Origin of the sequence: Paenibacillus paridis (genome assembly GCF_006345825.1) — a bacterium.
GTDB classification, from domain to species: Bacteria; Bacillota; Bacilli; order Paenibacillales; family Paenibacillaceae; genus Pristimantibacillus; species Pristimantibacillus paridis.
This window is the reverse complement of record NZ_VCIX01000069.1, coordinates 17,708-39,016: the sequence shown is the minus strand read 5'-3', so window position 1 is coordinate 39,016 and position 21,309 is coordinate 17,708. Positions and strand designations below refer to the sequence as shown.

Here is a 21,309-nt window from a genome sequence, read left to right as displayed (position 1 = left end):
CCGCTAATGTTTGTCCAACTTGTATAATAGCATATTGGACGATTTAAATGCGAATGGAAACGAACGAGCGTATGCGCCTAAACAAATAAAATAAGCAGCTATCGTAATTGGCACGATAGCTGCTTTTTTGATTCATGCATTAGCGATAGTTTGGAAGCAAATATTGATTGGCATCAAGCATTTCGTCCACCAGCGCTTTAATATTGTCGATAGGCAGCTCTGCGCCTGTGTGCGGGTCTAGCAGCGCCGCGTGGTAAATATGCTCGCGCTTGCGAGTAATCGCTGCTTCAATCGTGAGCAGCTGCATATTGATGTTCGTGCGGTTAAGCGCCGCGAGCTGCGGAGGAAGCGCGCCGAAGCGGGTAGGCGTCACGCCTTCGCTGTCTACGATGCAGGATACCTCTACGCAAGCCTCTTCCGGCAAATTCGAGATAAGGCCGCCGGTATTGAGCACGTTGCCTGCAATTTTATACGGGATATTCGTCTCCATCGCTTCCATGATGTAAGAGGCATATTCATGAGTACGCGTGTGTGTGACGGAAGCATTGTTAACTAATCCGTTCATCGCCTGCTCCCAATAAAGCTTGTTGCTGTCGCCCCAGCCCTTGTAATTTTCCGTTGGGATATTGTACTGCTCCAGAAGTTCCGGATAGGCGTTCTTGATGAAATAAGGGACGTATTCGGCCCCGTGCATGCTGGATTCGGTTACATAATAGCCGAAGGTGTTCATAATTTCGTAACGGACCATGTCATCATGCGGTCCTTTGCGCGCTGCTGCCCGCCGTTTGATTTCTGGATACAGATCTTCGCCGCCGCGTGTAATATCGAGCAGCCAGGCTTGGTGATTAATGCCGGCAATGCGCCAGCGCACATCCTCCGCGCTCATGCCGAGGCCCTCCAGCAGCTCCTTCGCGCAAACCTGAACGCTATGGCACAAGCCTACTGCTTTGACGCCTGTTTCCCGCAAAATCGCTCCTGTCAGGATGGCCATCGGATTCGTATAGTTCAGGAACCAAGCGTCAGGGCAGAGCTCCTCCATATCCCGTGCGAACTCCAGCATGACGTCGATCGTCCGAAGCCCCCGGAACAAGCCGCCCATGCCCAGCGTATCGGCGTAGGTTTGTTTCAGGCCGTATTTGCGCGGCATTTCGTGATCGCTGCGAATGACGGGCTCGAAGGCTCCGACGGAGATGGCATTGATGACATAATCTGCGCCCTTAAGAGCTTCCCTGCGGTCTGCATAGGCCTTGATGGTTGCTTTGCCGCCCAGATTCTGATTTAAGTTGATCAGCATCTTCTCCGATTCCTTCAAGCGCTCCAAATCAATATCATGCAAAGCGATGTGCGCATCGGCAAGCGCTGGCGTGAGTATACAGTCGCCAAGTACGTTTTTGACGAAAATGGTGCTTCCTGCACCGATGAATGCGATTTTTGCCATAGTTTCTCTCTACTCCTCTGTTAGATGATGAAATGAATGATGTCTCGCAGTTAGCCTTTAACGCTGCCCATGACGATGCCTTCCGCAAAATATTTTTGCAGGAATGGATAGACGAACAGCACGGGGAGCACGGCTACAAACACTTGAGCTGCTTTGGACGTGCGATCGGATACCTCTGCCCACTTCAATATGTCCTGGGCTGCCATAAGCGACAAGTCCCGATTGACGATGACGGTTTGAAGATAGCTTTGCAGCGGGTAGTTGTCCGGCCTATTCATTAGAATTAATCCGTCGAACCACGAATTCCAGTGTGTTACAATGCAGAACAATGTCAGCGTAGCGACTGCCGGAGCGGAAAGGGGCACGGCGATCTGCCACAGCGTTTGCCACCGGCTAGCCCCGTCGATCTGGGCGGCCTGATCAATTTCATCAGGCAGCGATTTGAAGAAGTTGAGCAGCAGAATAACGTTGAAGATCGGTACGGCGCCAGGCAAAATCATGGCCCAGAACGTGTCGATAATGCCGGTCATCTTGATGGTCATGTACCAAGGAATCAGGCCTCCGCTGAATAGCATCGTCACGACGAAATACCAGGCGTAAGCGTTGCGGAAGCGGAATTCATGGCTTCGTTTGGACAACGGGTAGGCAATCAAGATGGTCAGCAGCATATTAAGCGGAACGCCAACGGCCACCCGTCCCAAGGAAATCAGGAACGCCCGCCCGAACTCAGGCTTGCTCAGCACGAAGGAATAAGATTTAAGATTGAAGTCGACGGGCCAAAGGCTTACTTTCCCCGCGCTTACGGCAGCGCTGGAGCTGAACGATATCGCCAGCACATTCAGCAAGGGGAAGAGGCAGGCAATGGCTACGGCGGCTAAGAACAAATAGTTGAACGCGAGAAACGTCCGTCTGCTTATCGAAGCGTGTTTATTCATGGTCAACCCACTTTTCCTAAAAAATCCGATAGTTTGTCAGCCGGTAAGCAAGCATATAGGAAACGCCGATCATGACGAAGGAAACAACTGATTTAAACAACCCGACGGCAGTAGCGACGCCATAATTGGCATTTTCAAGCCCGATGCGGAATACTAGCGTATCGATAATGTCACCGGTCTTGTACACTTGGGGGCTATACAGGTTAAACACCTGCTCGAAGCCAGCGTTGAGTACATTGCCTAGGCTTAGCACCGACATCAGGACGATCATGGGCAGCAAGGCGGGCAGCGTGACGTTCAGCGTCTGCCTCATTCTGCCTGCTCCGTCCATGGAAGCCGCCTCGTATAAAGCCGGATTGATGCTGGTCAAAGCAGCAAGATAAACGATGGTTCCGTAGCCAAACTCTTTCCAGGTGTCCGTCAATACGAGCGTGAACGGGAACCAGTCGGGATCGCCGAGAAAATAAATAGACGGAATGCCTAACGAGCCGAGCAATCCATTCACAAGACCCGTAGACGGTGAGAGAATATCGATAAGAATGCCGCTTAATATGATCCAGGACAAAAAATGCGGAAAATAAATGATCGTCTGGATGCTGCGCTTGAACAGCCGATTGCGCGCTTCATTCAGCAGCAGCGCGAACAGGACGGGGACGACAATGCCGGCGGCCATCTTCATGCCTGCGATGAAGAAGGTGTTGCCGAGGACGCTAAGCGTCCCGGGCAGATGCAGCATATACTCAAAGTTCTTCCATCCGACCCAGGGGGACCGAAACATCCCCTTGGACGGAACCAGTCTCTCGAACGCCATGATGATGCCAGCCATCGGCACGTAGCTGTAAATGAATACCAGGAGAAAGCCCGGCAGAATCATCAGATGAAAGGGCAGCTCACGGATGGTCTTACGTTTCATTGGTTATTCGCCTCTTTCTTGCCGGAGAGGCATCCCTTATTGGGAAGCCTGCCAAGCGTTCACTTCTCCGGTAATCGTATTGCCGCCAAGATCATTCCACTGAGTTACGAATTGATCGAATTCGTCGATCGAACCGCCCATGATAATGCGGGTGAATACCTCTAACTGCAGCTTTTGAAGCGTAGCATTGTTATCGGTCATCCCTTGCGTAGGGGCGCCGAAGTAAGCGTCATCGACAAGCTGCGCGTTTTTGGAGTAGCCGTCAATGACCGATAAGGAGCCGGCTGGCCCGTACATCTGTTCATTGCCCCACAGCTTATGGTCTCCAGCACGGAAGGCCAAAATATTGTCATAATAACCTTTCTCCTCTGTATTTAAGCTGGAAGAATCCTTCGCTTCCAATGCCTTGACTACGTTGAGATAGGCGTCGAGATTTTTGCGCGGCGCTTCGCCATAGAGGAGCGCGTATTCGAAAATGGCGGTATTGTTGTTGACGCTATAAACATCCGGCTGGGCTGTTTCGCCCCAAAGCTTCTCGAAGTCGAAGTTCAGCACCTTAACGGCCGCTTCCGGGTTTTTCGCTCCTTTTTTGACCACATAATACGTGTTGATGGCAAAAGGCACTTGTGCTTTGGCAGGCTGGTCGTCGATGGAGACGATCGAGATCGGTTTCCATTCCATCGCAGGGTCCGCATTTTTTCCGTCCTGCAGCCAGCCTGCATTCCAGAAGAAGCCATAGAACAAACCCAGCTTGCCGCCGTTGGCAGCTTCGCTTACCTTGGTCGCGTCCTTGGTTCCGAACTCCTTGTCAAGCAGGCCTTGTTTATAAAGCTCCTGCAGCTTCAGCAATGCTGCTTTGGTTTCCGGCTGTACGCTGCCGTAGCCCAGTTTTCCTGAGGCATCCTTCACCCATGTGTTTGGATAGGCATGAAAGCCGTTAAAGAAGCCTTGCATGCCGGCGTAGAAGCCGAAGATATCTTTATTAATGCCAAGGCCGTATGTGTCGGCTTTATTGTTGCCGTCCGGGTCCTGCTTAACGAAAGCTTCGGCGGTTTTGATCACGTCGTCCATCGTTTTGGGCTCAGGCAGCCCGAGCTTCTGAAGCCAGTCCGTACGTACCCAGAGGACATGGGTTTGTCCAAGCCCGGAGGTCATATTCGGCAGACCGTACAGCTTGCCGTCGAAGGTAGCGGATTTAATGGCATTGCCTCCGTCTTGCGACATAATGCCTTTGGTCAGCTCCGAGCCGTACTTCTCGTAGAGAGAGGTGAGATCCTCAAGAGCGTCATCCTCGACCAGCCGTTTCAGCTGGGAAGCGCTGACCGGCGTAATATCAGGCAGATCATCGGAAGCGATGGCGATGTTAAGCTTCTGATCGTATTGGGCGGTCGGCGTTGTCCATAAATACTTCACCTTCACACCAAGCTCGCTCTCGTAGGCCTTCGACCACACGTTGTTGTCAATGGATTCTCCTTCGCTGTACTTGGTGCCCTCGGTAATTCCCCGAACGGCCGTTACTTCAATCGGAGGATCGTATTTCCCCAAGGGCGTTATCGAAGCGGTGTCCTTGGGCGTGTTGCTGCCAGCCGCGCTTTCTTCAGGTGTAGTGCCTCCGTTATTGCTGTTGCCGCTGCTGCATGCAGCCAGCGAAAGAACGAGAAATGAAGACAGTAAAAGCGCTATTCCCTTTTTTCCTTTCATCGTGCAGACATCCCCTTTCTGCTATCTGTAATCCTTTGCAGCGTAAGTATAGCAAACGCTTGCGCTAGGCTGTGAGTGGTTCAATTTTGAAGGTAGTTAGAATATTTTCCGCTTTGCTGAGCCATCAGAAAATTTCCCTCGCACCATATGAGGAATATTTTCTCCAGGTTGCTGCTTCGGTAGACGGTAAGAAGCCCGAACGCGCGCAGCGGATGATGCCGCTAGCCGCTTTCGGGCCTCTTCGGTTTAGGGACGCTCCGTATGCAGCTGCCTGAATTCGCTTGGCAGCATGCCGGTTTGTTCCTTGAACAGCTTGCTGAAATAACGCTGATCCATAAAACCGCATTTTTCGGCGATAAGATAGACCGGATGATTGGTGGACAGGAGAAGCTCCTTCGCGGCGTGGAGGCTTGCGGTCTGAAGGAAGTGGCTGAACGTCAGCCGCATTATATCCCGGAAGCTGGTGCTGAAATAGCTTTTGCTCAGATTAACGAGCTGGCAGATTTCGCTTTGCTTCAGATGCTGGCCGGGGTGCTCTGCAATCAGATCGACGGCTTTGACGACCGCTCGGATGACATCCTCCGAATAGGCGGAGCTTCTCAGCCATGCGGCGAGTTCCGATCGTATGCTTTGCAGCCAGCTGGCGGCGCCGCCGCTACTAGGCAGGGAGGGGCACCGCTCCCAGTCAAACATCGGAAAGCTGCGTTTCCAGCGCTCCGCAGTAACGGACAGAATGGAATGGGCTTCGCTGCCGCCGGCTTGCTCCAGCTCATTCATCGCCTGGGATAGTAGGCTGAACCTGTCGTCTTCCATGACCCACTGCAGATCTGAGCTTGCTTCGGCAGCCGCTTTGCGGGCGAGGGCAAGCTTCTCCTTGGCCGAATGGTTGCTCGATGTATCCTGCCGGACGGCCTTCAGTATCCGCTCCATGGTCACATCGAGATCTAATTCCTCCAGCTGTGTTTTGACGATATAATCAATTGCCCCAAGGCGAAGCGCCTCTTGAATGAATTCAAAGTCCTGATGACAGGTGAGGATAACGACTTTCAGCGCGGGATCATGCTCCTGTGCTTTCTTCATCAGCTCCAAGCCAGACATGCCGGGCATCGTAATATCCGTCATCAATAGCTGAACGGGGTGCGATCGCAAAAACTCCATGGCCCGCTCGCCAGTTGCGGCTTCTCCTGCAATTTCTACGCCAAACTTGCTCCAAGGGAACATGAGCCGCATCCCTTTGCGTACCAAGCTTTCGTCATCCACGATGAGGGCCTGAATCAAGGGCTTCCACTCCTTTTATGGTATCCGGGAGACGAATGGCGATCGTTGTACCGATCCCTGTCCCGCTTTCCATCGTTAATTGTGCTTCTGTGCCATAATAAACGTCCAGCATTTTTTTGACGTAGCGCAGCCCGATTCCGAGCCCCGACTTGCGGAGCTGATCGTCCTCCTCCTCCAGCATCGCGAGGAGCTTGTCCTCCGGGATGCCCTTGCCATTATCCTTTACGCGAAGGTACAAGGAACTGTCAGCGCGCGTAATCGCCACCTCGATTTCCCCTCGGTCATCGTCATCGAAGCCGTGGTACAGCGCGTTTTCGACTAATGGCTGAAGAATAAAGCGCGGAATCGGAACGTCTAAGCATTCCGGCCCAATGCTCAGCTTAACGTTAAAAGAATGATCGTATCTTATATTTTGCAAATCGATATAATCTCGAACGGCATCGACCTCTTCGCGTACTGTTACGATAATGTTTTTCTTGCCCAGATTATAATGCAGCACCCTTGTGAAAATCGAGACCAGCCGGGCGATATTGGTATGGCCTTCGATGCGGGCCAGCCACTGGATGGTATTCAGGGTGTTATGCAGGAAATGCGGATTAATTTGGACAAGCAGCTTCTCTACCTCCAGCTGTCCACGCCGTTTCTCCTTGTCCTCTACGTCGGTAATCAGCTCGGATATGCGCCGGCTCATTTGATGGAAATTGTTCATGATGTGGTTGAACTCTGTCAGCCCTGTAGCGGGCACCTGAGTAAGAGATGGATTGTAACTGAACCGGGTAATCTCTCGGTTGATGATCCGAATGGGGCGATAAACCATCCGCCAGATTAGCCAGGCGAGAATGATGCCCAGTCCGAAGGAAAGCGAAGCAAACAAGATGAACTGCGAAAGCCATTTGTTTAATTCGCGGTTATAATCATCCTTCGGAATGAGTTGATATAAGGTCCAGCCTTGCTGCCCGGTTGCCTCAAAAACTTTGTAAGCGTGATCAGGCGGTTCGAAGGCAGTGTGCTGGTTATCCGGGCCGGTTGGCATATTCGTATAGGCAATCTGCTTGGCAGGCGTGGTTAAAACGTGATAGACCGGTGATTCCGCATGGCTGGCTGCTGCCGTACTCGCCTTAGCAAACATCGCATCGAGACCAACGACTTTGGTCTCGATGTAAGCATAAAGGGAGCGTCCTTGTCCATAATTCAGCTTGCGGAGCAAGGAGAATACGGGCTCGGCCTGATTGGCAACGTCCAGCGATTCATGCGGCCCGTAATAGGTAAACAGCTTTTGCTTGAAGAAGGCATGCAAATCTTCGGGTTGGAACTGGAGCTTCACGTTGGCATTTGGGAACAGCAGGGGCTCTGCCTGCTCGGGAGCATAATAAAACATGACGCCCAGATTAGGGTTGGAAAAGTTGACATTGGCGACAGATTGGTTAATGTTGCGGTATAAAATCGCGCGCTCAAAAGAATTGCTGCTCGTGATGAAGTTCACGACGTCCCGGCCTATGCCGCCCTCGATATCCATAAGCTGCGACACGCGTCCAAGCTCGTCAAGTTTCCGGTCAAGCTCGTCGCGCTCACGCTGAACTTTGTCGAGCCACTCCGCTTCGATTTTTTCGGTCTGAACGATATATATCCAACGATACGAGATATAGCCAGTCAATAAAATAGGAATAATCGTGGCGATCGCCAAGATGACAGCGAGCCTGCCTTTGAGCGAGCTAATTAATGAAAAGCGATGGACAGATTCCATACGCTAGAAGCCTCCTATGCGGCGATAATCGTTCCGCCTGCCCACCTTTGCACAGCGAGAGCGAGAACAGCACTATCTTAACATAAGCGTTATCGATTCGGTACAAGTGGGATTTTGGAGGGGGAAAAGGAAGGCGCATACCCCCAAAAAAAGGGAAGATAGGCATAGGCCCATCTCCCCTGCGGAATTATATTAATTGCTAGTAGTTAAAGCGCTTGAACGTTGCATCACTCTTTAGGGTTGTTGCGCTGGCTGAATTGACGGCAGCGAGCTGCAGCACGTAGTTATAATGCCGGATGAAATAGCCGGGCTGGCTGTAGGATTCGTAGGATGCTTTTGTACTATCGGCCCAGCCTGCAACCTGATTGAAGGTGGCATCATTTTTAAACGCACTCGTTCCGCTATATTGCTGCAGTACGATTTGGTTGCTGGCGTTGCGTGCCAAGTAGTAGCCGGGCAGGTTCATCGATTCGAACGAGACGGCAGATGAGCCGGCAAGTCCTGGTACGATGCGGAATTGAGAGTCCAAGGCGGGCGAGACGTTCTCGTCGATACGGGCCGTATAATTATAATGGCGAACATAACGGGTAGAGTAATTATGCGATTCAAGCCGGCTATAGCCAGTCGCGTCGGCAGTTGCAGGCCCGAGCAACCGCACTTCATGCACCGTCGGCGTATACCAATTGCTTGGGTTGTTGAAGAGTACGGCATTCACCAGGTTAATGCGCACATAACGAGCCGTAAAGCGGACTGTATCCGTCGTAAAGCCATAGCTCGTATTGCTGGTTCGATCGATGGCTGCATAGTTGATCCCATCGTTGCTTACTTCGATTTTATATTTGTAGTAAGCCTCGGAGCCCTTGTACATGAACCAAGAGATGTCCACTTCTGTAATCGTTTTCGGAGTGCCGAAGTCAACCTGCCACCAAGCGGGCCAGGAGCTGCTGGAAGCGGCCCAACTGGTCTGGGCATTGCCGTCATTCGCATTGCTTGCAGAGGAGGATGAGCCCGTAGAGCTCGCGGTCGCTGTTTTTCCTTGCGCATGGTTCACAAGCGAAGGCAGGCTGACGGTCCCGGTAGCGGCATCGATGCTCCAGGAGCTGTACCAATTCAGCGAAGCGGTAGCAGTCGAATCATTTAACGTAAGGGGCAGCCAGATGTAATGATGGTCGCTTAGGTTGAGCGGATTCCAGCGATCGCCCATATAAATATAGGAGGTCGTGCTGCTGCCAGTAATCGTTGCGATGCTATGGATCTGCGACCCATAGGCTGCAGGATCACCAAAGGGGGACAAGGAGGACCATGTGCCTGTCATGGAGCTTGCCGTAGCATAGCCGCCTTGGTTTGGATACCAGCCGGAGGCCTGTGAGGTAAACAAGTAATAGGTATTGTTTTTCTTTACGACGGCAGGAGCCTCGCGGTATCCATTCTCGAATACCCAGCCGACAAAGGAGGAGACGTCGGTGTAGCTGGCATTCAGCTGGAAGATCGCCATGGTGTCGTTCGTACCGCCGTTTTTCTTCGATGCAGTCACTAAGTAGCCGGTGCCGTTCGTGTCGACGAAAACCGTCATGTCGCGAGATTCATAATTGAGCGGACGGAAGCTGCCTTGGTAAGTGAAATTTCCGTCTGGCGTGCTGCTTGTGGCAACAGAGACGCGGCCCAGGGAATAATCGGTGCCGTTCTCGTAATGCATCCATAGCACGTACTTGTTCGTGGCGGCATTATAGATGACCTTTGGCCGTTCAATCTTGCTGGAGTTCAGCTCGGGAGCAGAGCTTTTTGTTAAAATGCTGTTGCCGAGCGTCCAATTTTTCAAATCGGTGGAGGTGTATACGTTAACCCTGTCAAACGTCCAGTTTACGGCTTTCTCGCCATACATGTAGTAGGTGGACCCCACCTTTAAAATATTGCCGCTATGGGCGTCAATGGGGTTGCCTGCCGTATCCAGCCACTCGGTGCCATTCGTAATGCTAACATTCGCTGCTTCCGCGTGTTCAAGCTTTGCTCCTGCATACACTAAAACCATAAGTAAGCACATGGTGATGAACGTGGACAATCTTTTTCGGGTAATACGCATACTTTAATTCCCTCCCGTAAACGATGGATGATCCTTCATCAATAAGATAAAAGCATTTGCCGTTATCTTGTCCTGAGGAAAAAAAGTCTGGGCAGCTTGCGAATCTGGATCTCATCCAGAATGTAACGAATATTGTAAACGCTTACAAGTGAACATAACAAACTTATGTGAAAAAAAATGATCTTGTGAGAGTGAACAATTCTCTTCTTGGAGTGGGGTTGCTAAACAAGCGGTGATTCGCTATAATCACATTAATTCAGTCGAAGGGATTGGGTATCATGTACACATTCCAATTGAATCAGCTTCATCATTTCATTAAGCGTTAGCACCCCTGAACTTTTCTCAGGGCGGGCTAGCGCTTCTCGCGTTGGCCTCCCTGCAGCATACGATGCGCGCAGGACCAAGAGGTCCTGCGCGTTTTTTTTATTCCAATTTAACGGGAGAGGATGATCGTGATGCAAAATGTGAAGGGGACTTATGATTATTTTGGCAGGGAACAAGCGAGAAGAAGACAAATCCAGAACATCCTTCGTAATAAATTTGAGCTATATGATTTTGACGAGATGGTCACGACCGAGCTGACGGAGCTTGACTTCCTCACCTCCAAATATGCAGGCGGCGATGAAATTGTGAAGGAAATGTACCAGCTGACCGATCAACGGAAGCGACGATTAGGCTTGCGCTATGACCTAACGATCCCCTTCGCGAAGGTGATCGCCTTAAACCCGGGCATCGAGCTGCCGTTCAAGCGTTATGAGATGGGCAAAGTATTTCGCGATGGGCCGGTTAAGCGGGGACGGCTGCGGGAGTTTTTGCAATGCGATGTCGATATGGTAGGTGTAAGGGGACCAGAGGCTGAAGTCGAGCTGATGCAGCTGGCGGTAGATGTATTCGGTGCGCTAGATATTGCCGTGGTGCTGAAATGGAACAATCGGCGTTTTTTGGCGGAAGTGCTGGAGGCGGTCAGTGTTCAGGCTGAGGATACGTCATCGGTTATGCTGACCTTGGATAAGCTTGCCAAAATCGGGGTTATCGGCGTGAAGGAGGAACTGCTGGAAAAAGGGTTCAGCGATAACGCCACGCGTGGCGTTATGGGATTGCTTGAGCTCGAGGATGTAAGCTTGGAGGCTATTGTTTTAAAATACGGGCTTCAAGGCAGTGAGGGAGCGCTCGAAGTGCTCGCGGTACGAAATATTTTGAGGGAGCTTGGTCTAGAGAAGACATGCGTCTTCGATCTATTTCTCTCTCGAGGCCTTTCTTTCTACACGGGCACCGTATACGAAATCTTTGATGCAACGGGCGGATATGCCTCCAGCTTAGGTGGCGGCGGGCGGTATGATGCCATTATTGGCAAGCTTGTCGGCAAGGATGATACGGAATCGGAATATAGCGCAGTGGGGCTCTCTTTCGGTATAGAGTCGATCATGGCGCTCCTTGAAGAACGAGCTTACGAGGCCGTTCCAGCTCCGGTTGTGCTGATTCCGGTTGGCGTGAGTGCCGTAGAGCTGCTGCAAACGGCAGCAGAGCTGCGTGCCGCAGGCCTTCGGGTAAGACTGGATACGAGCGGGCGCAAGCTGAAAAATATTTTGGCCTCCCTTGCCAACAGCGGCATCCGTTATGCGGTGCTGGTTGGCGAGACCGAATGGAAGGCTGGCATGGTGCGCCTTAAGGATATGGAGGAGTGGGTGGAGCGGGACATGAGCATGGATGAGCTGCTCTACCGGATTGCGGACAAATATGTCGGATGATATTTTTCAGAGACAGTCCGAGTGTTTAATTGATGCTAAATCGAGAGCATGGCAGCAGACTGGGAATCTGGACATATATTGATTGTCATTTAACAGACAAAAGGGAAACCCTGCAGCAAATGATTGCTGCAGGGTTTCCCTTTTTATGAATCAAACGTGCGTAGGAGCTTTCACCAATTTCTGAATGTGGCTTTCGATTTGCTCGGGTGTATCCTTCGGACTGAAGCGCTTCACCACTTTGCCATTCTGGTCGACGAGAAATTTCGTGAAGTTCCATTTGATGGATTTGGTGCCAAGGAAACCGCGTGCTTCATTCGTCAAGCGCTGGAACAAAGGATGTGCGGTGCTGCCGTTAACATCGATCTTCGCGTACAGAGGGAAGGAAACGCCGAAGTTGATCTCGCAGGCTTCTGCTACTTTACTGTTATCGCTTAGCTCCTGATTGGCAAATTGGGAGGAAGGGAAGCCGAGAACGGCAAAACCCTGCTGGCTATAGCTGTCGTGGAGCTTCTGCAGTCCCTTGAACTGCGGAGCAAGGCCGCATTTGGTAGCCGTGTTCACGATCAGCATGACCTTTCCTTTGTATGGAGCAAGCGTTTGGGATTCGCCTTTAATCGTCTTTACTTCAATATCGTATATGGACATAAGAAAAACCTCCACGAATTCATTTTATATTTTGTATAATTTAATTTTACGCAATATAAAAAGAAATGTCAAACGAAAAGAAGAGAGAGGCTGTCCTCCTTCCAAAGGAACACCCTCTCTCTTCTATCGGTTACGACTGCCGCTGTGGCAGAAGTTGGTGATTATCGTTTAGTTTTGTACGAATAGTACCGTTTATTCAAGGATGATATTGGATGCTCCGGCACGTCGCAGCAAGACGTCTGCTTCGGCTTCGGTCTCCGTTTCGGTTAAGAGAAGAATCTTTCCCTGCTCAATGGCATCGCCGCATACTTCGACAAGCCTGCCTGGTATGCCAATATCATGCAGCACATCCTGAGTACGGGCACGCTCATCCACATCTGGATCCGTCGATCCAATAACGACGCCGGGACTTGCTCCGACGCCAAGTCCTCCGGCAACATAGCCTCCTGTGGCAATTGGCGCTGCACCGATCGCTGGTACGATTCGTTCGCCGCGCTGCCCTTGCGCATCTCGAATCTCATATACCTCTTCAACGGGTACGTCAGACTGTGCTGCAAGGATAGGGGCAGCTTCATTATTTTTAACAAAAATTCGCAAGTTGTGGTTGCCTGTAGTTGTAGATTGAAAAGCTTGAATTGCTTCCAATACGCCTTCTTCTTTTTCAAAAATACCGATGGTCACCTTCATGGTGAGCCCTCCTCTCGCTATTAAGCAAATATGAGGTTACATTCTCATATACCCTAGTTTGCGAGGTTTGAATCGAAGGCTTCTATCGGCAAGCAAACAATGACACCTTGCTTATTTCCTCGATTTCATCCGCAGTTAACTGAAAGCGCATGGCCTTCACGTTTTGCTCGGCGTGATGGATCTTGGACGCGCCGGGTATGGCAAATACCGTTTCCCCATGTGCATGAATTAGCCAGTTCAGTGCCGTCTGCGTAGCTGTTGCCTGATGTCTGGCGGCAACCAGCTCCAACGTATCAATGAGCGGCCGCGAGCGCCGAAGTCCCTCGGCACGGAAAGGCGTACTGAATTTTCGGGGTCCGCTGATCGCTTTGACAAGCTCAGGGTTATGATGGAACTTTCCGCTTAATATGCCCTGCTCGAGGGGAGAATACGCAATAATTGCAATGCCGAGTTCTTTGGCAGTGTCCAGTATTCCGTTTTGCTCAATGCGGCGATCCAGCAGGCTGTATTTGACCTGATTGGAGGCCAGCCGCAAGCCATGCTCTCTTAATACGCGGTCAGCTTCACGCATTTGTTTGGCCGAAAAATTGCTTACGCCAATATGTTGAATTTTACCCGCGGCTGCAAGCTTGGCCATCTCCTTCATTTCGCTGCTTACCGAGGATAAGGAGAAAGGCTGATGGACCTGGTGCAGATGGATGGTACGTCCTTCGAGCAAACGAATACGCTCCTCAATGGTTTTGCCTATACTGCTTGCAGTTCGCATCAGCGGCCACCACTTAGTGGCTATATACGTGTTGCTGTCAGCAGGAAGCGCTTCGCGGAGCGCGCGCGCGAGCAGTTGCTCGGATTGGCCATTGCCATAGATCTCGGCCGTATCGAACCAATTGATGCCGCCTTCATAGCTCGTGCGGACAATCTCATTAATCATATCGCTTTGAAGAACGGGCCAGAACTTGCCGACAAGCCCAGTGCCGTTGCTGAATTGCCAGCAGCCAAGGCCCAGTGGGGATAGCTGCAGGCTCGTAGGGCCAAAGGGACGAAGAAAGCTTGGAGTCACGGTTGGTACCTCCTGATCAGATGATGGATGGTTGGAGTTCTCTTACGATTCTTTGGCTGCGTTCTGTTGGATCCGTTGCAGGAATTGATGCATTTGTCCCAGCAGCTCAGCGCCTTCTTCTGGTTTGGCATCAAGCATACAGGCTAATTGCTCGGGAAACCCAAGCGCTTGCTCCTTCAATGCCTTTCCTTGCTCCGTCAGCTCAACAAGAACGCTGCGCTCGTCATTCCGGTCACGCGTTCGCGTAATGTGGCCGGCGGCTTCCAGCTTCTTGAGCAACGGAGTCAGGGTGCCGGAATCGAGAAAAAGCTTATGGCCAAGCGCAGTGACCGTCACATGGTCCTGCTCCCATAACGCCAGCATCGTTACATACTGCGTATAGGTCAAATCAATCTTTTCCAGCATCGGGCGGTACAGCTTCGTAATCTCCCGAGAACAAGCATAAAAGGCGAAGCAGATCTGGTTGTCTAATTTTAAAATCTCATTGCTGTCCATGTTGTGGTCCTCCATAGGAAGGTGAATTTGTTGAACGATTAGAATACTCGCTTGCTAGGTATTGTACCCTGTATCTAAATTTAGTAAAATTAAATTGTTATAAATACAATATAGTGGAAGCGGCACTAAGCTGTCAATGCGGGCGCAAGGCGCCTTCTCATTGAAGAGAGACCGTAATCTATGCTATAGTTACAGCGTTTATTCATGAAGGAGTGAGAAGGATGTCGCATACCGCGAATGAAGTCGCAGAATGGATGTTGAATGAATTAAAAGAAAAAGGAATTTTACATCAAAGTGCTGCCGTGGAGCATATTAAAAGCCAATTTGGCGAATCGTTCATCTATATAAATGAACACGGCAATGCTTCCATCGATAAAGAAGTAAAGAAAGTTTTTCGCAAGCTGCATAAAGGGAAAGCAGCCTGGGAGAGAGACGGGTTTTTCTGGGGCTGGAGTTAACCCTTTAGCGGCAAGCATGGCATTTTAGGCAAAAAAACGGGCACCAGCGTGTATCGTCCATTTTAGCATAACGGCTTGACAAAGATAACTGTAACTATTAAACTTACAGTATGGAAGTTCAACATAAGACGTCACTTGAGAAATCGAATGTGCAGCGTCTACTTTTTTACAGTAAGTGTAATGAAAAGAGTTACAGTTAAGTTAAGGGGCTAGTCTAACTATTAGGGATAGGTGGTGTTGGAAGATGAAATTCAACATAAGCGACTGGGTACAAGGGAAAACAAAAGATGGCGAGCTTATTCACGGATTTGTCGAAACAATCGATATTTTACAGGGCTTTGTAACTGTGAATGTTGTGAAGTCGGATAACGAGGAAGTGATTGGCAAAATCGTTGCTGTTCGCTCATCCTGGCTCAAAAACGTATCCGACATTGCTGTAGATGATGGCCAGCTTTTTCAAAACTCAATCAACTTGGCACTGGATACTTGGGATGAGGCCTGGTTTATGGAGCTGACCAACACACGAAAAGCAAGCGAGGTTGCTGCCGCTCAAGCGGGAGACAAATCGAATATATATTCATTTCCGGTTAATCGGCTAGGCCAATCTGCTTAAGATTAGCGGAGCTGATCGTATAGTAAGAATAGCAATGAGAAAAAGGATGATGCCAGCGCGTGCTGGTGTTATCCTTTTTTGTATGATTAGACCCCGCATAATAGGTGCCGGATTTGTCGGGTCGCTCGCTTTGGTTCCTGTTAATCTGTAAATGAAGGAGGTCATCGAAGTGGATATGCTCAAAAATATGAATGAAGCGATGAGTTATATAGAGGACAATCTGACGAATGAAATCGATCCCAAGGAAGTGGCGAGGCGCTCTTTATGCTCCCCGTACCATTTTAACCGGATGTTTTCGTTCCTTGCAGGCATTCCATTGTCCGAATATATCCGGCGCAGGCGCCTGACGCTTGCAGCGTTTGACCTGAATGACAGTACCGTAAAGGTCATTGATGTCGCTATTCAATACGGATATAGCTCGCCGGATTCTTTCGCAAGAGCTTTTCAAAGCTTGCATGGCATTACCCCTTCTGAAGTTAGGGGCGGCCGTCATGCGGTCAAAGCTTATCCGCGCATGACCTTTCAATTATCGATCAAAGGAGGAAGCGAGATGAACTATCGGATTGTAGATAAGGAGGCCTTCCGTGTCGTTGGCTTGCACAAGCGAGTTCCGATTATTTTTGAGGGGGTTAACCCGCATATTGCAGCCATGTGGAGCAGCCTGAATGCAGAAATGATTGCTCAGCTGAAGGGGATTTCGGATGTTGATCCGGTGGGACTTATTAGCGCATCGACTAATTTCTCTGAGGGCAGAATGGAAGAGAAAGGGGAGCTGGATCATTATATAGGCGCTGCAACATCCAAGCCATGTCCGGAAAACCTAACCTCGCTGGAAGTGCCTGGCGGTACGTGGGCGGTCTTTGAAGCCATCGGGCCATTCCCTGAAACATTGCAAAATATATGGGGCCGTATTTATTCGGAATGGTTCCCTTCCTCGCACTATGAACAAATGGAAGGCCCCGAGATGCTTTGGAATGAGAGCAAGGATGTCGGATCGGCAACTTTCAAAAGTGAAATATGGATACCAGTGAGGAAGAAAGCATAAGCGCGAAGTCTATCCGGCCTTATTTGACCTGTAATCCAATGCCCAGAGCGCTGGCTCGTTCAACGAAATAACGGGCAGCGGCCATATCGAAGACAGCCATCCCCATCGGGCAAAACAAGACGGGTTCATCTTCGGCAAAAGAGGCTAGCGCTCCCCTGCACACCACGTCGGTCAAAGAAAGAGTGTACGCTTTAGTTAAGCCTCGTTCCAGATGCAGCTGCTCAATGTCGGTATTCTCGCGGCAAACCTCTTCCCATTCATCGACGACAATCGCTTGGATGCGGTCGATTGCCGCGGTTGCATAGTCTCTCAAGGACACGTCCAGCAGCAGGCTGCTTGGGGAAGGCGGGCGATCGATATAGCGTTGATTGCTTACCGTACAGGTAATAATAAGATCGCAAGCTTCGTATAACTGCTGCCAGCTGTCCGCCACCCGAGTACGCGCACGCAGAGGCTGGTCCTCAGCCGCGAGTTGCGGGTGGCTCAGCTCGCATCCCCTTAAATCGTAAATATATGCTTCATCGATTCGTTCGTTATACAATTGGCCGCACATTTCGTAGTGCAGCTGTCCGACCGGTCCGAACCCAATAATGCCGAGCCTCAGCCGTCTTTTCTCTCCTTGTGCCTTCAAATAATGTCGAAGCAGCAAGCCGCTGACGGCGGCTGTGCGGGCCGCGCTTGGCAACGCCGAGTTGATTATGGCATATGGGATGCCGGTATCGGCGTGGTTTAGCAGCGTAACACTGTGTGCTCGCGGCAAGCCGGCATTAATATTGCCTGGAAAGCTCGCAATCCATTTGATGCCCGCTGTCTGCACAGTGCCTCCCGCATAAGCAGGCATGGCGATAATTCGATTATCTGGATTGCCGTAACGTAAGTAAGGCTTAATAGGCTGCACAAAATCACCGGAATTCAGAATGTGTACCGCAGCCTCCATGCTGTCAACGAGCTCTTTCCAGTGCAGGCCGATCGTGCGAATATGCTCTTCACCGAGATATAACACAGACATGTTCCTTTCGATGGCAGGATAAAGCATCCTTTGTTGATGCGCTTTAAGCGTTAAAAGATTGGCCGAATTGCTGCTTCACCCATTCATCGTTGTACACGGTGTCCATATAGCGTTCTCCGCGATCATGCAAAATAACAGCACAGACGGAATGGTCGGGAAGCTCCTGTTCCATCGATTTTAAGGCATGAATGACGGCGCCGGAGGAAGGTCCGGCAAGCAGTGACTCCTCCTTGACCAGCAGTCGGCAGCCAACTACCATGTCTTCGTCTGTGACTTTAATCTCTTGATCTGTAAATGGCCTCTCGCCAAATGGAGGGACGATGCCGGCTCCAAGTCCGGGGAAACGCCGGTTGCCGTTCGCCCCGCCAAAGATGACGCTGCCCGCCGCATCCACGGCGATCACTTTCGTCGCAAGCTTATGGTCTTTAATATAGTGGGCGCAGCCGAGCATGGTTCCGCAGGTGCTGACTCCGCCGATTATGTAATCGACTTGGCCAAGCTCCTCCATAATTTCGCGCATGGTTCCTTCATAATGGGAGAGATAGTTGTTCTTGTTGGCATATTGATTCGGCCAAAAGCTATTCGGAATACGTTCTAATAATTGCCGTACCCGGCTCAGCCTTGCTGGCAGAAATTCACCCGATTGCGGATCGGGTTCTTGAACCAGTTCAATATGTGCGCCATAGGCTTGCATGATGCGAATGTTTTGCTGCGTCGCTTTGGGATCAATGACGCTAATGAAGCCCATGCCCAAATAGGAGCAGATGGCTGCAAGGCTAATTGCCATATTGCCAGAGCTGGATTCGATGATGACTGAGCCGGGCCCAATCAATCCCTCCTCCCAAGCGGCGTTAATGATTCGGGCGGCGGATCTATCCTTGGCGCTCCCTCCGGGGTTAAGTAGCTCCAGCTTGGCGTGGACGGAGATGCCGCGATCATTGGCAAAGAGCTTGGAGAGCTGGACGAGCGGCGTATTCCCAATGATAGACAATATATTTCTTCCCATCGACGATTCTCCTTAGAAATAAATTTTTTTGGATTTCACCGCCCCGCGTTCCAGTTGTTCGTTATCCGCAGCACGTGTCACTGTAATGCCCTCGAGCATACGATTTTCAATCATTTGCCCAATTTCTCCAATGGTATGCTCGATCGCATGCCGAATATCAGCCAGTCGCTCTTCGTCCAGCATTTTACTGCGGATATGAACGGACAGCCTGTTATTGCGCAGGCTAACACGCAGCTCGGCATCGGGTACAAAACGGTTCACGACGCTTTCGATGTCGTACAGGCTGATTTTTTCCCCATGCTTGAGTTCGCTGCCGATCCGCTTAACAATGCACCGGAAAGATTGCCTTTCCTGTCCATCAACCAAGATTGTCTCGAAATCACGAATGACGTCATAGGTGACGTATCGCAAAGCCGGAAACAGGGTGCGATTGGAGGAAGTCAGCACGAGGACGCTTTCGCTTGCCGGCAGCGGTTCGAAGCGTGGATCGATTTGCTCGGCCGGCAAGGCTTCCGCATAAATGCCTTCCGCGAACAGGTACCGGCCATAGGTGTGGGAATAGGAAGCGATCGCTCCAATTTCAATGGAGCCATAGGTATCCAAAATATTTGTAGGCTCAATCCCGAAGCGTGCGGCGATATTCGCTTGCCAATCCAGAGGAGCCATTTCGCCTACGAGAATGATTTTTCGGATGCCAAATTGTTGGGGATCATCCGCGGCAGAAGCAATTGCGTCCAAAATCGACGGCATCGTGTAGAACAGATCCGGCTTGAAGGAGGAAAGCTTACGGACATGCTCCTCGATAGGGAGGGCGAAGGACAAGGAATCCGCCTCATAGCCAAGGCTCGCAAAGATGGACATCGCGGTGCTTGCCGCGTGTCCGGTCCCCATATCCGCCAGCGCTTTGCGGATGGGGGGAGCTGCTTGCTGCCCGGTGGTTTTGGCGTCGAGCCATTCTTGAAAGGAGGCTTTTTTTGCTGCGATATATCGCTCGTCATCCTCTGGGGAGTAATAGATCGACTTCCGAATTCCCGAGGAGGTTCCGGAGGTCTTATATATCGATAGCCCGGGTTCGTTTCTAGCCGCTTCAGCGTAATAATGCTGCTCCAGTCGTTCGGAGGTGATTAGCGGAAGCTCGCTCAGGATCGTTGATTGACAGAGGTCGGGAGCGATTCCTTGTTGGGGGAATAGCGTGCTGTACCAAGGGTGAAACTGGCAAGTACGCCGTATGAGAGAGTGAAGCGGAAGGGATAGCGCCATTTGAATGTCAACCTCCTATCGGACAAATATCTCGGTAATCTGGGTTACTAAAGCATATGTTGCTGCTGGATACAGGTTCGAGTTATGGGGACAGCTGCCTACATCCAATTTGCAAAAGGTTCGTATGCTAAGGAGAGGAGATCGGGAACGGAGGGATATTCATGAGGAAGAAAAGAGGGGCTGCATCGAAACGTGTTCGGAGTGTGGCGGATAAGTGGGCCAAAACGCAGTTGTATCAAAAGGATGCCATGCTGAAAAATCATTTGCCTGCCACAAGCAGAATGACGAAGGACAGCTTGCTTGGCATGCTGCGGCAATGGGGCATGGTCTATGTGAAGCCTAGAAGAGGGGCGCAGGGCTATGGCGTGATGCGGGCGGAGCTTCATACAGGAGAGGCTTTGGCGAAATCGAGTCACCGCTATACGTATCAGTTGGGAACGGCAAAGCGGACCTTCGGAACTTATGAGGCGTTTTATCGATCGATAGCAAAGGCTGCAAGAGGGGAAGATTATTTGGTGCAAAAAGGTATCCATCTGCTCCGGCACCAGGGTCGTCCGTTTGATATTCGTGTTGTCGTGCAGCGGGCGCCGCGCGGCGGCTGGGAAGCGACCGGGACTCTAGGCAGAGTGGCTCATCCGGCTAAAATCGTAACCAATGGCAGCCAGGGCGGAACGATCTATCCGACGGCGTATTTGCTGCGCAAGCATACTAAGGCTGCTGAGCTCAAAAGCATGCTGGATTACATGGATAAGCTGGGCGTTCGTTCCGCCAAGAAGCTGGAGCGGGCATATCCCGGCATCAAAGAGATCGGATTGGATCTGGCGATTGACCGCCGGTTGAAGCCGTGGATTCTTGAGGTAAACACAGTGCCGGACCCTTGTCCGTTTACGCTCCTTGAGGACCAGTCCATGCTCCGTAAAATCATTCGTTATGGCAAACGCTACGGCAGAACGTATGCGCTCAATTGTAAAAAAGCGAAGCGCGGACTACAATCGGTGCAGGTAGCTCCAAACAGGGCTGTAAGCGCAAATATGCTCTTACAGCGCCTAAGTAACCTCGGTTAGTGGCTTGTAAGAACGTATAGGTTCTTACGGAGCGAAATCGGTGGTGGAGCTAGCTCGAAAGAGGGCTGTAAGAACAAATATGCTCTTACAGCGCCTAAGTAACCTCGGTTAGTGGCTTGTAAGAACATAT

19 protein-coding genes are annotated in these 21,309 nt (G+C 50.8%); 5 read left to right on the top strand and 14 right to left on the bottom strand.

The features are described 5' to 3' along the window. Nucleotides 1-139: 139 nt before the first annotated feature. The 7 genes from melA to FJQ58_RS04265 form a co-directional block, all read right to left on the bottom strand. A complete protein-coding gene (gene melA / locus FJQ58_RS04295; protein WP_139991200.1) occupies nucleotides 140-1,438 on the bottom strand; it encodes an alpha-glucosidase/alpha-galactosidase in 1,299 nt (432 codons plus the stop codon). A 50-nt stretch (nucleotides 1,439-1,488) separates the two neighbouring features. Beyond that, nucleotides 1,489-2,373 carry a carbohydrate ABC transporter permease gene (locus FJQ58_RS04290; RefSeq protein ID WP_139991199.1) on the bottom strand — a complete coding sequence of 295 codons (885 nt, stop codon included), beginning with the start codon at nucleotides 2,371-2,373 and terminating at the stop codon, nucleotides 1,489-1,491. A gap of 16 nt (nucleotides 2,374-2,389) precedes the next feature. Next, complete coding sequence (locus FJQ58_RS04285; RefSeq protein ID WP_139991198.1) at nucleotides 2,390-3,286, bottom strand: ABC transporter permease; 897 nt, start codon at nucleotides 3,284-3,286, stop codon at nucleotides 2,390-2,392. A gap of 36 nt (nucleotides 3,287-3,322) precedes the next feature. Then, nucleotides 3,323-4,987, bottom strand: a complete 1,665-nt coding sequence (locus tag FJQ58_RS04280; RefSeq protein WP_139991197.1) for an extracellular solute-binding protein — start codon at nucleotides 4,985-4,987, stop codon at nucleotides 3,323-3,325. A 246-nt stretch (nucleotides 4,988-5,233) separates the two neighbouring features. Continuing rightward, on the bottom strand, nucleotides 5,234-6,265 hold the full coding sequence (locus FJQ58_RS04275) for a response regulator transcription factor (protein WP_139991196.1): 1,032 nt from the start codon (nucleotides 6,263-6,265) through the stop codon (nucleotides 5,234-5,236). Further along, a complete protein-coding gene (locus FJQ58_RS04270; RefSeq protein ID WP_139991195.1) occupies nucleotides 6,240-8,009 on the bottom strand; it encodes a sensor histidine kinase in 1,770 nt (589 codons plus the stop codon). The genes FJQ58_RS04275 and FJQ58_RS04270 overlap by 26 nt, the downstream gene beginning before the upstream one ends. Nucleotides 8,010-8,208: 199 nt before the next feature. Then, the gene (locus tag FJQ58_RS04265) at nucleotides 8,209-10,038 is read right to left on the bottom strand and encodes an AbfB domain-containing protein (RefSeq protein WP_420799812.1); all 1,830 of its coding nucleotides are present in this window, start codon (nucleotides 10,036-10,038) and stop codon (nucleotides 8,209-8,211) included. A gap of 506 nt (nucleotides 10,039-10,544) precedes the next feature. Between FJQ58_RS04265 and hisS the strand changes: the two genes are divergently transcribed. Further along, nucleotides 10,545-11,837, top strand: a complete 1,293-nt coding sequence (gene hisS, locus FJQ58_RS04260; RefSeq protein WP_139991225.1) for a histidine--tRNA ligase — start codon at nucleotides 10,545-10,547, stop codon at nucleotides 11,835-11,837. Between the two features lie 150 nt (nucleotides 11,838-11,987). Here hisS and FJQ58_RS04255 read toward each other — a convergent pair whose 3' ends face one another. From FJQ58_RS04255 to FJQ58_RS04240, 4 genes are all read right to left on the bottom strand, one after another. After that, nucleotides 11,988-12,482, bottom strand: coding sequence for a glutathione peroxidase (locus FJQ58_RS04255; protein ID WP_139991193.1), 495 nt, complete (start codon nucleotides 12,480-12,482; stop codon nucleotides 11,988-11,990). 192 nt (nucleotides 12,483-12,674) lie between these two features. After that, complete coding sequence (locus FJQ58_RS04250; RefSeq protein ID WP_139991192.1) at nucleotides 12,675-13,169, bottom strand: hypothetical protein; 495 nt, start codon at nucleotides 13,167-13,169, stop codon at nucleotides 12,675-12,677. An 82-nt stretch (nucleotides 13,170-13,251) separates the two neighbouring features. Further along, nucleotides 13,252-14,229: an aldo/keto reductase gene (locus FJQ58_RS04245; protein WP_139991191.1), complete on the bottom strand. Its 978-nt coding sequence runs from the start codon at nucleotides 14,227-14,229 to the stop codon at nucleotides 13,252-13,254. A gap of 42 nt (nucleotides 14,230-14,271) precedes the next feature. Further along, a complete protein-coding gene (locus FJQ58_RS04240) occupies nucleotides 14,272-14,724 on the bottom strand; it encodes a MarR family winged helix-turn-helix transcriptional regulator (RefSeq protein WP_139991190.1) in 453 nt (150 codons plus the stop codon). Between the two features lie 221 nt (nucleotides 14,725-14,945). On the opposite strand from FJQ58_RS04240, the gene FJQ58_RS04235 reads away from it, so the two are divergent. The 3 genes from FJQ58_RS04235 (at nucleotide 14,946) to FJQ58_RS04225 (ending at nucleotide 16,840) form a co-directional block, all read left to right on the top strand. Next, a complete protein-coding gene (locus FJQ58_RS04235) occupies nucleotides 14,946-15,182 on the top strand; it encodes a DUF6953 family protein (protein ID WP_139991189.1) in 237 nt (78 codons plus the stop codon). 244 nt (nucleotides 15,183-15,426) lie between these two features. Next, the gene (locus FJQ58_RS04230; RefSeq protein WP_139991188.1) at nucleotides 15,427-15,795 is read left to right on the top strand and encodes a hypothetical protein; all 369 of its coding nucleotides are present in this window, start codon (nucleotides 15,427-15,429) and stop codon (nucleotides 15,793-15,795) included. Between the two features lie 169 nt (nucleotides 15,796-15,964). Beyond that, a complete protein-coding gene (locus FJQ58_RS04225; protein WP_139991187.1) occupies nucleotides 15,965-16,840 on the top strand; it encodes an AraC family transcriptional regulator in 876 nt (291 codons plus the stop codon). 19 nt (nucleotides 16,841-16,859) lie between these two features. Here FJQ58_RS04225 and FJQ58_RS04220 read toward each other — a convergent pair whose 3' ends face one another. From FJQ58_RS04220 to FJQ58_RS04210, 3 genes are read right to left on the bottom strand one after another with little or no spacing between them, the layout of a single operon-like run. Continuing rightward, complete coding sequence (locus FJQ58_RS04220; RefSeq protein WP_139991186.1) at nucleotides 16,860-17,849, bottom strand: 2,3-diaminopropionate biosynthesis protein SbnB; 990 nt, start codon at nucleotides 17,847-17,849, stop codon at nucleotides 16,860-16,862. Nucleotides 17,850-17,892: 43 nt separating this feature from the next. Further along, nucleotides 17,893-18,855, bottom strand: coding sequence for a 2,3-diaminopropionate biosynthesis protein SbnA (sbnA, locus tag FJQ58_RS04215; protein WP_139991185.1), 963 nt, complete (start codon nucleotides 18,853-18,855; stop codon nucleotides 17,893-17,895). 12 nt (nucleotides 18,856-18,867) lie between these two features. Continuing rightward, nucleotides 18,868-20,115 (bottom strand): phenylacetate--CoA ligase family protein, encoded by a 1,248-nt coding sequence (locus tag FJQ58_RS04210; protein WP_139991184.1) that lies wholly within the window; start codon nucleotides 20,113-20,115, stop codon nucleotides 18,868-18,870. A gap of 161 nt (nucleotides 20,116-20,276) precedes the next feature. Between FJQ58_RS04210 and FJQ58_RS04205 the strand changes: the two genes are divergently transcribed. Continuing rightward, nucleotides 20,277-21,179 (top strand): YheC/YheD family protein, encoded by a 903-nt coding sequence (locus tag FJQ58_RS04205; RefSeq protein ID WP_139991183.1) that lies wholly within the window; start codon nucleotides 20,277-20,279, stop codon nucleotides 21,177-21,179. The last annotated feature ends 130 nt before the right edge of the window (nucleotides 21,180-21,309 follow it).

What these genes read in the sequence shown, in the direction of transcription:
- FJQ58_RS04280 (WP_139991197.1), bottom strand. Translation starts at nt 4,987, where the DNA reads ATGAAAGGAAAAAAGGGAATAGCGCTTTTACTGTCTTCATTTCTCGTT.
- FJQ58_RS04230 (WP_139991188.1), top strand. Translation starts at nt 15,427, where the DNA reads ATGAAATTCAACATAAGCGACTGGGTACAAGGGAAAACAAAAGATGGC.
- FJQ58_RS04235 (WP_139991189.1), top strand. Translation starts at nt 14,946, where the DNA reads ATGTCGCATACCGCGAATGAAGTCGCAGAATGGATGTTGAATGAATTA.
- FJQ58_RS04205 (WP_139991183.1), top strand. Translation starts at nt 20,277, where the DNA reads ATGAGGAAGAAAAGAGGGGCTGCATCGAAACGTGTTCGGAGTGTGGCG.
- FJQ58_RS04240 (WP_139991190.1), bottom strand. Translation starts at nt 14,724, where the DNA reads ATGGACAGCAATGAGATTTTAAAATTAGACAACCAGATCTGCTTCGCC.
- FJQ58_RS04290 (WP_139991199.1), bottom strand. Translation starts at nt 2,373, where the DNA reads ATGAATAAACACGCTTCGATAAGCAGACGGACGTTTCTCGCGTTCAAC.
- FJQ58_RS04220 (WP_139991186.1), bottom strand. Translation starts at nt 17,849, where the DNA reads ATGTCTGTGTTATATCTCGGTGAAGAGCATATTCGCACGATCGGCCTG.
- sbnA (WP_139991185.1), bottom strand. Translation starts at nt 18,855, where the DNA reads ATGGGAAGAAATATATTGTCTATCATTGGGAATACGCCGCTCGTCCAG.
- FJQ58_RS04285 (WP_139991198.1), bottom strand. Translation starts at nt 3,286, where the DNA reads ATGAAACGTAAGACCATCCGTGAGCTGCCCTTTCATCTGATGATTCTG.
- FJQ58_RS04250 (WP_139991192.1), bottom strand. Translation starts at nt 13,169, where the DNA reads ATGAAGGTGACCATCGGTATTTTTGAAAAAGAAGAAGGCGTATTGGAA.
- hisS (WP_139991225.1), top strand. Translation starts at nt 10,545, where the DNA reads ATGCAAAATGTGAAGGGGACTTATGATTATTTTGGCAGGGAACAAGCG.
- FJQ58_RS04255 (WP_139991193.1), bottom strand. Translation starts at nt 12,482, where the DNA reads ATGTCCATATACGATATTGAAGTAAAGACGATTAAAGGCGAATCCCAA.
- FJQ58_RS04270 (WP_139991195.1), bottom strand. Translation starts at nt 8,009, where the DNA reads ATGGAATCTGTCCATCGCTTTTCATTAATTAGCTCGCTCAAAGGCAGG.
- melA (WP_139991200.1), bottom strand. Translation starts at nt 1,438, where the DNA reads ATGGCAAAAATCGCATTCATCGGTGCAGGAAGCACCATTTTCGTCAAA.
- FJQ58_RS04210 (WP_139991184.1), bottom strand. Translation starts at nt 20,115, where the DNA reads ATGGCGCTATCCCTTCCGCTTCACTCTCTCATACGGCGTACTTGCCAG.
- FJQ58_RS04265 (WP_420799812.1), bottom strand. Translation starts at nt 10,038, where the DNA reads ATGGTTTTAGTGTATGCAGGAGCAAAGCTTGAACACGCGGAAGCAGCG.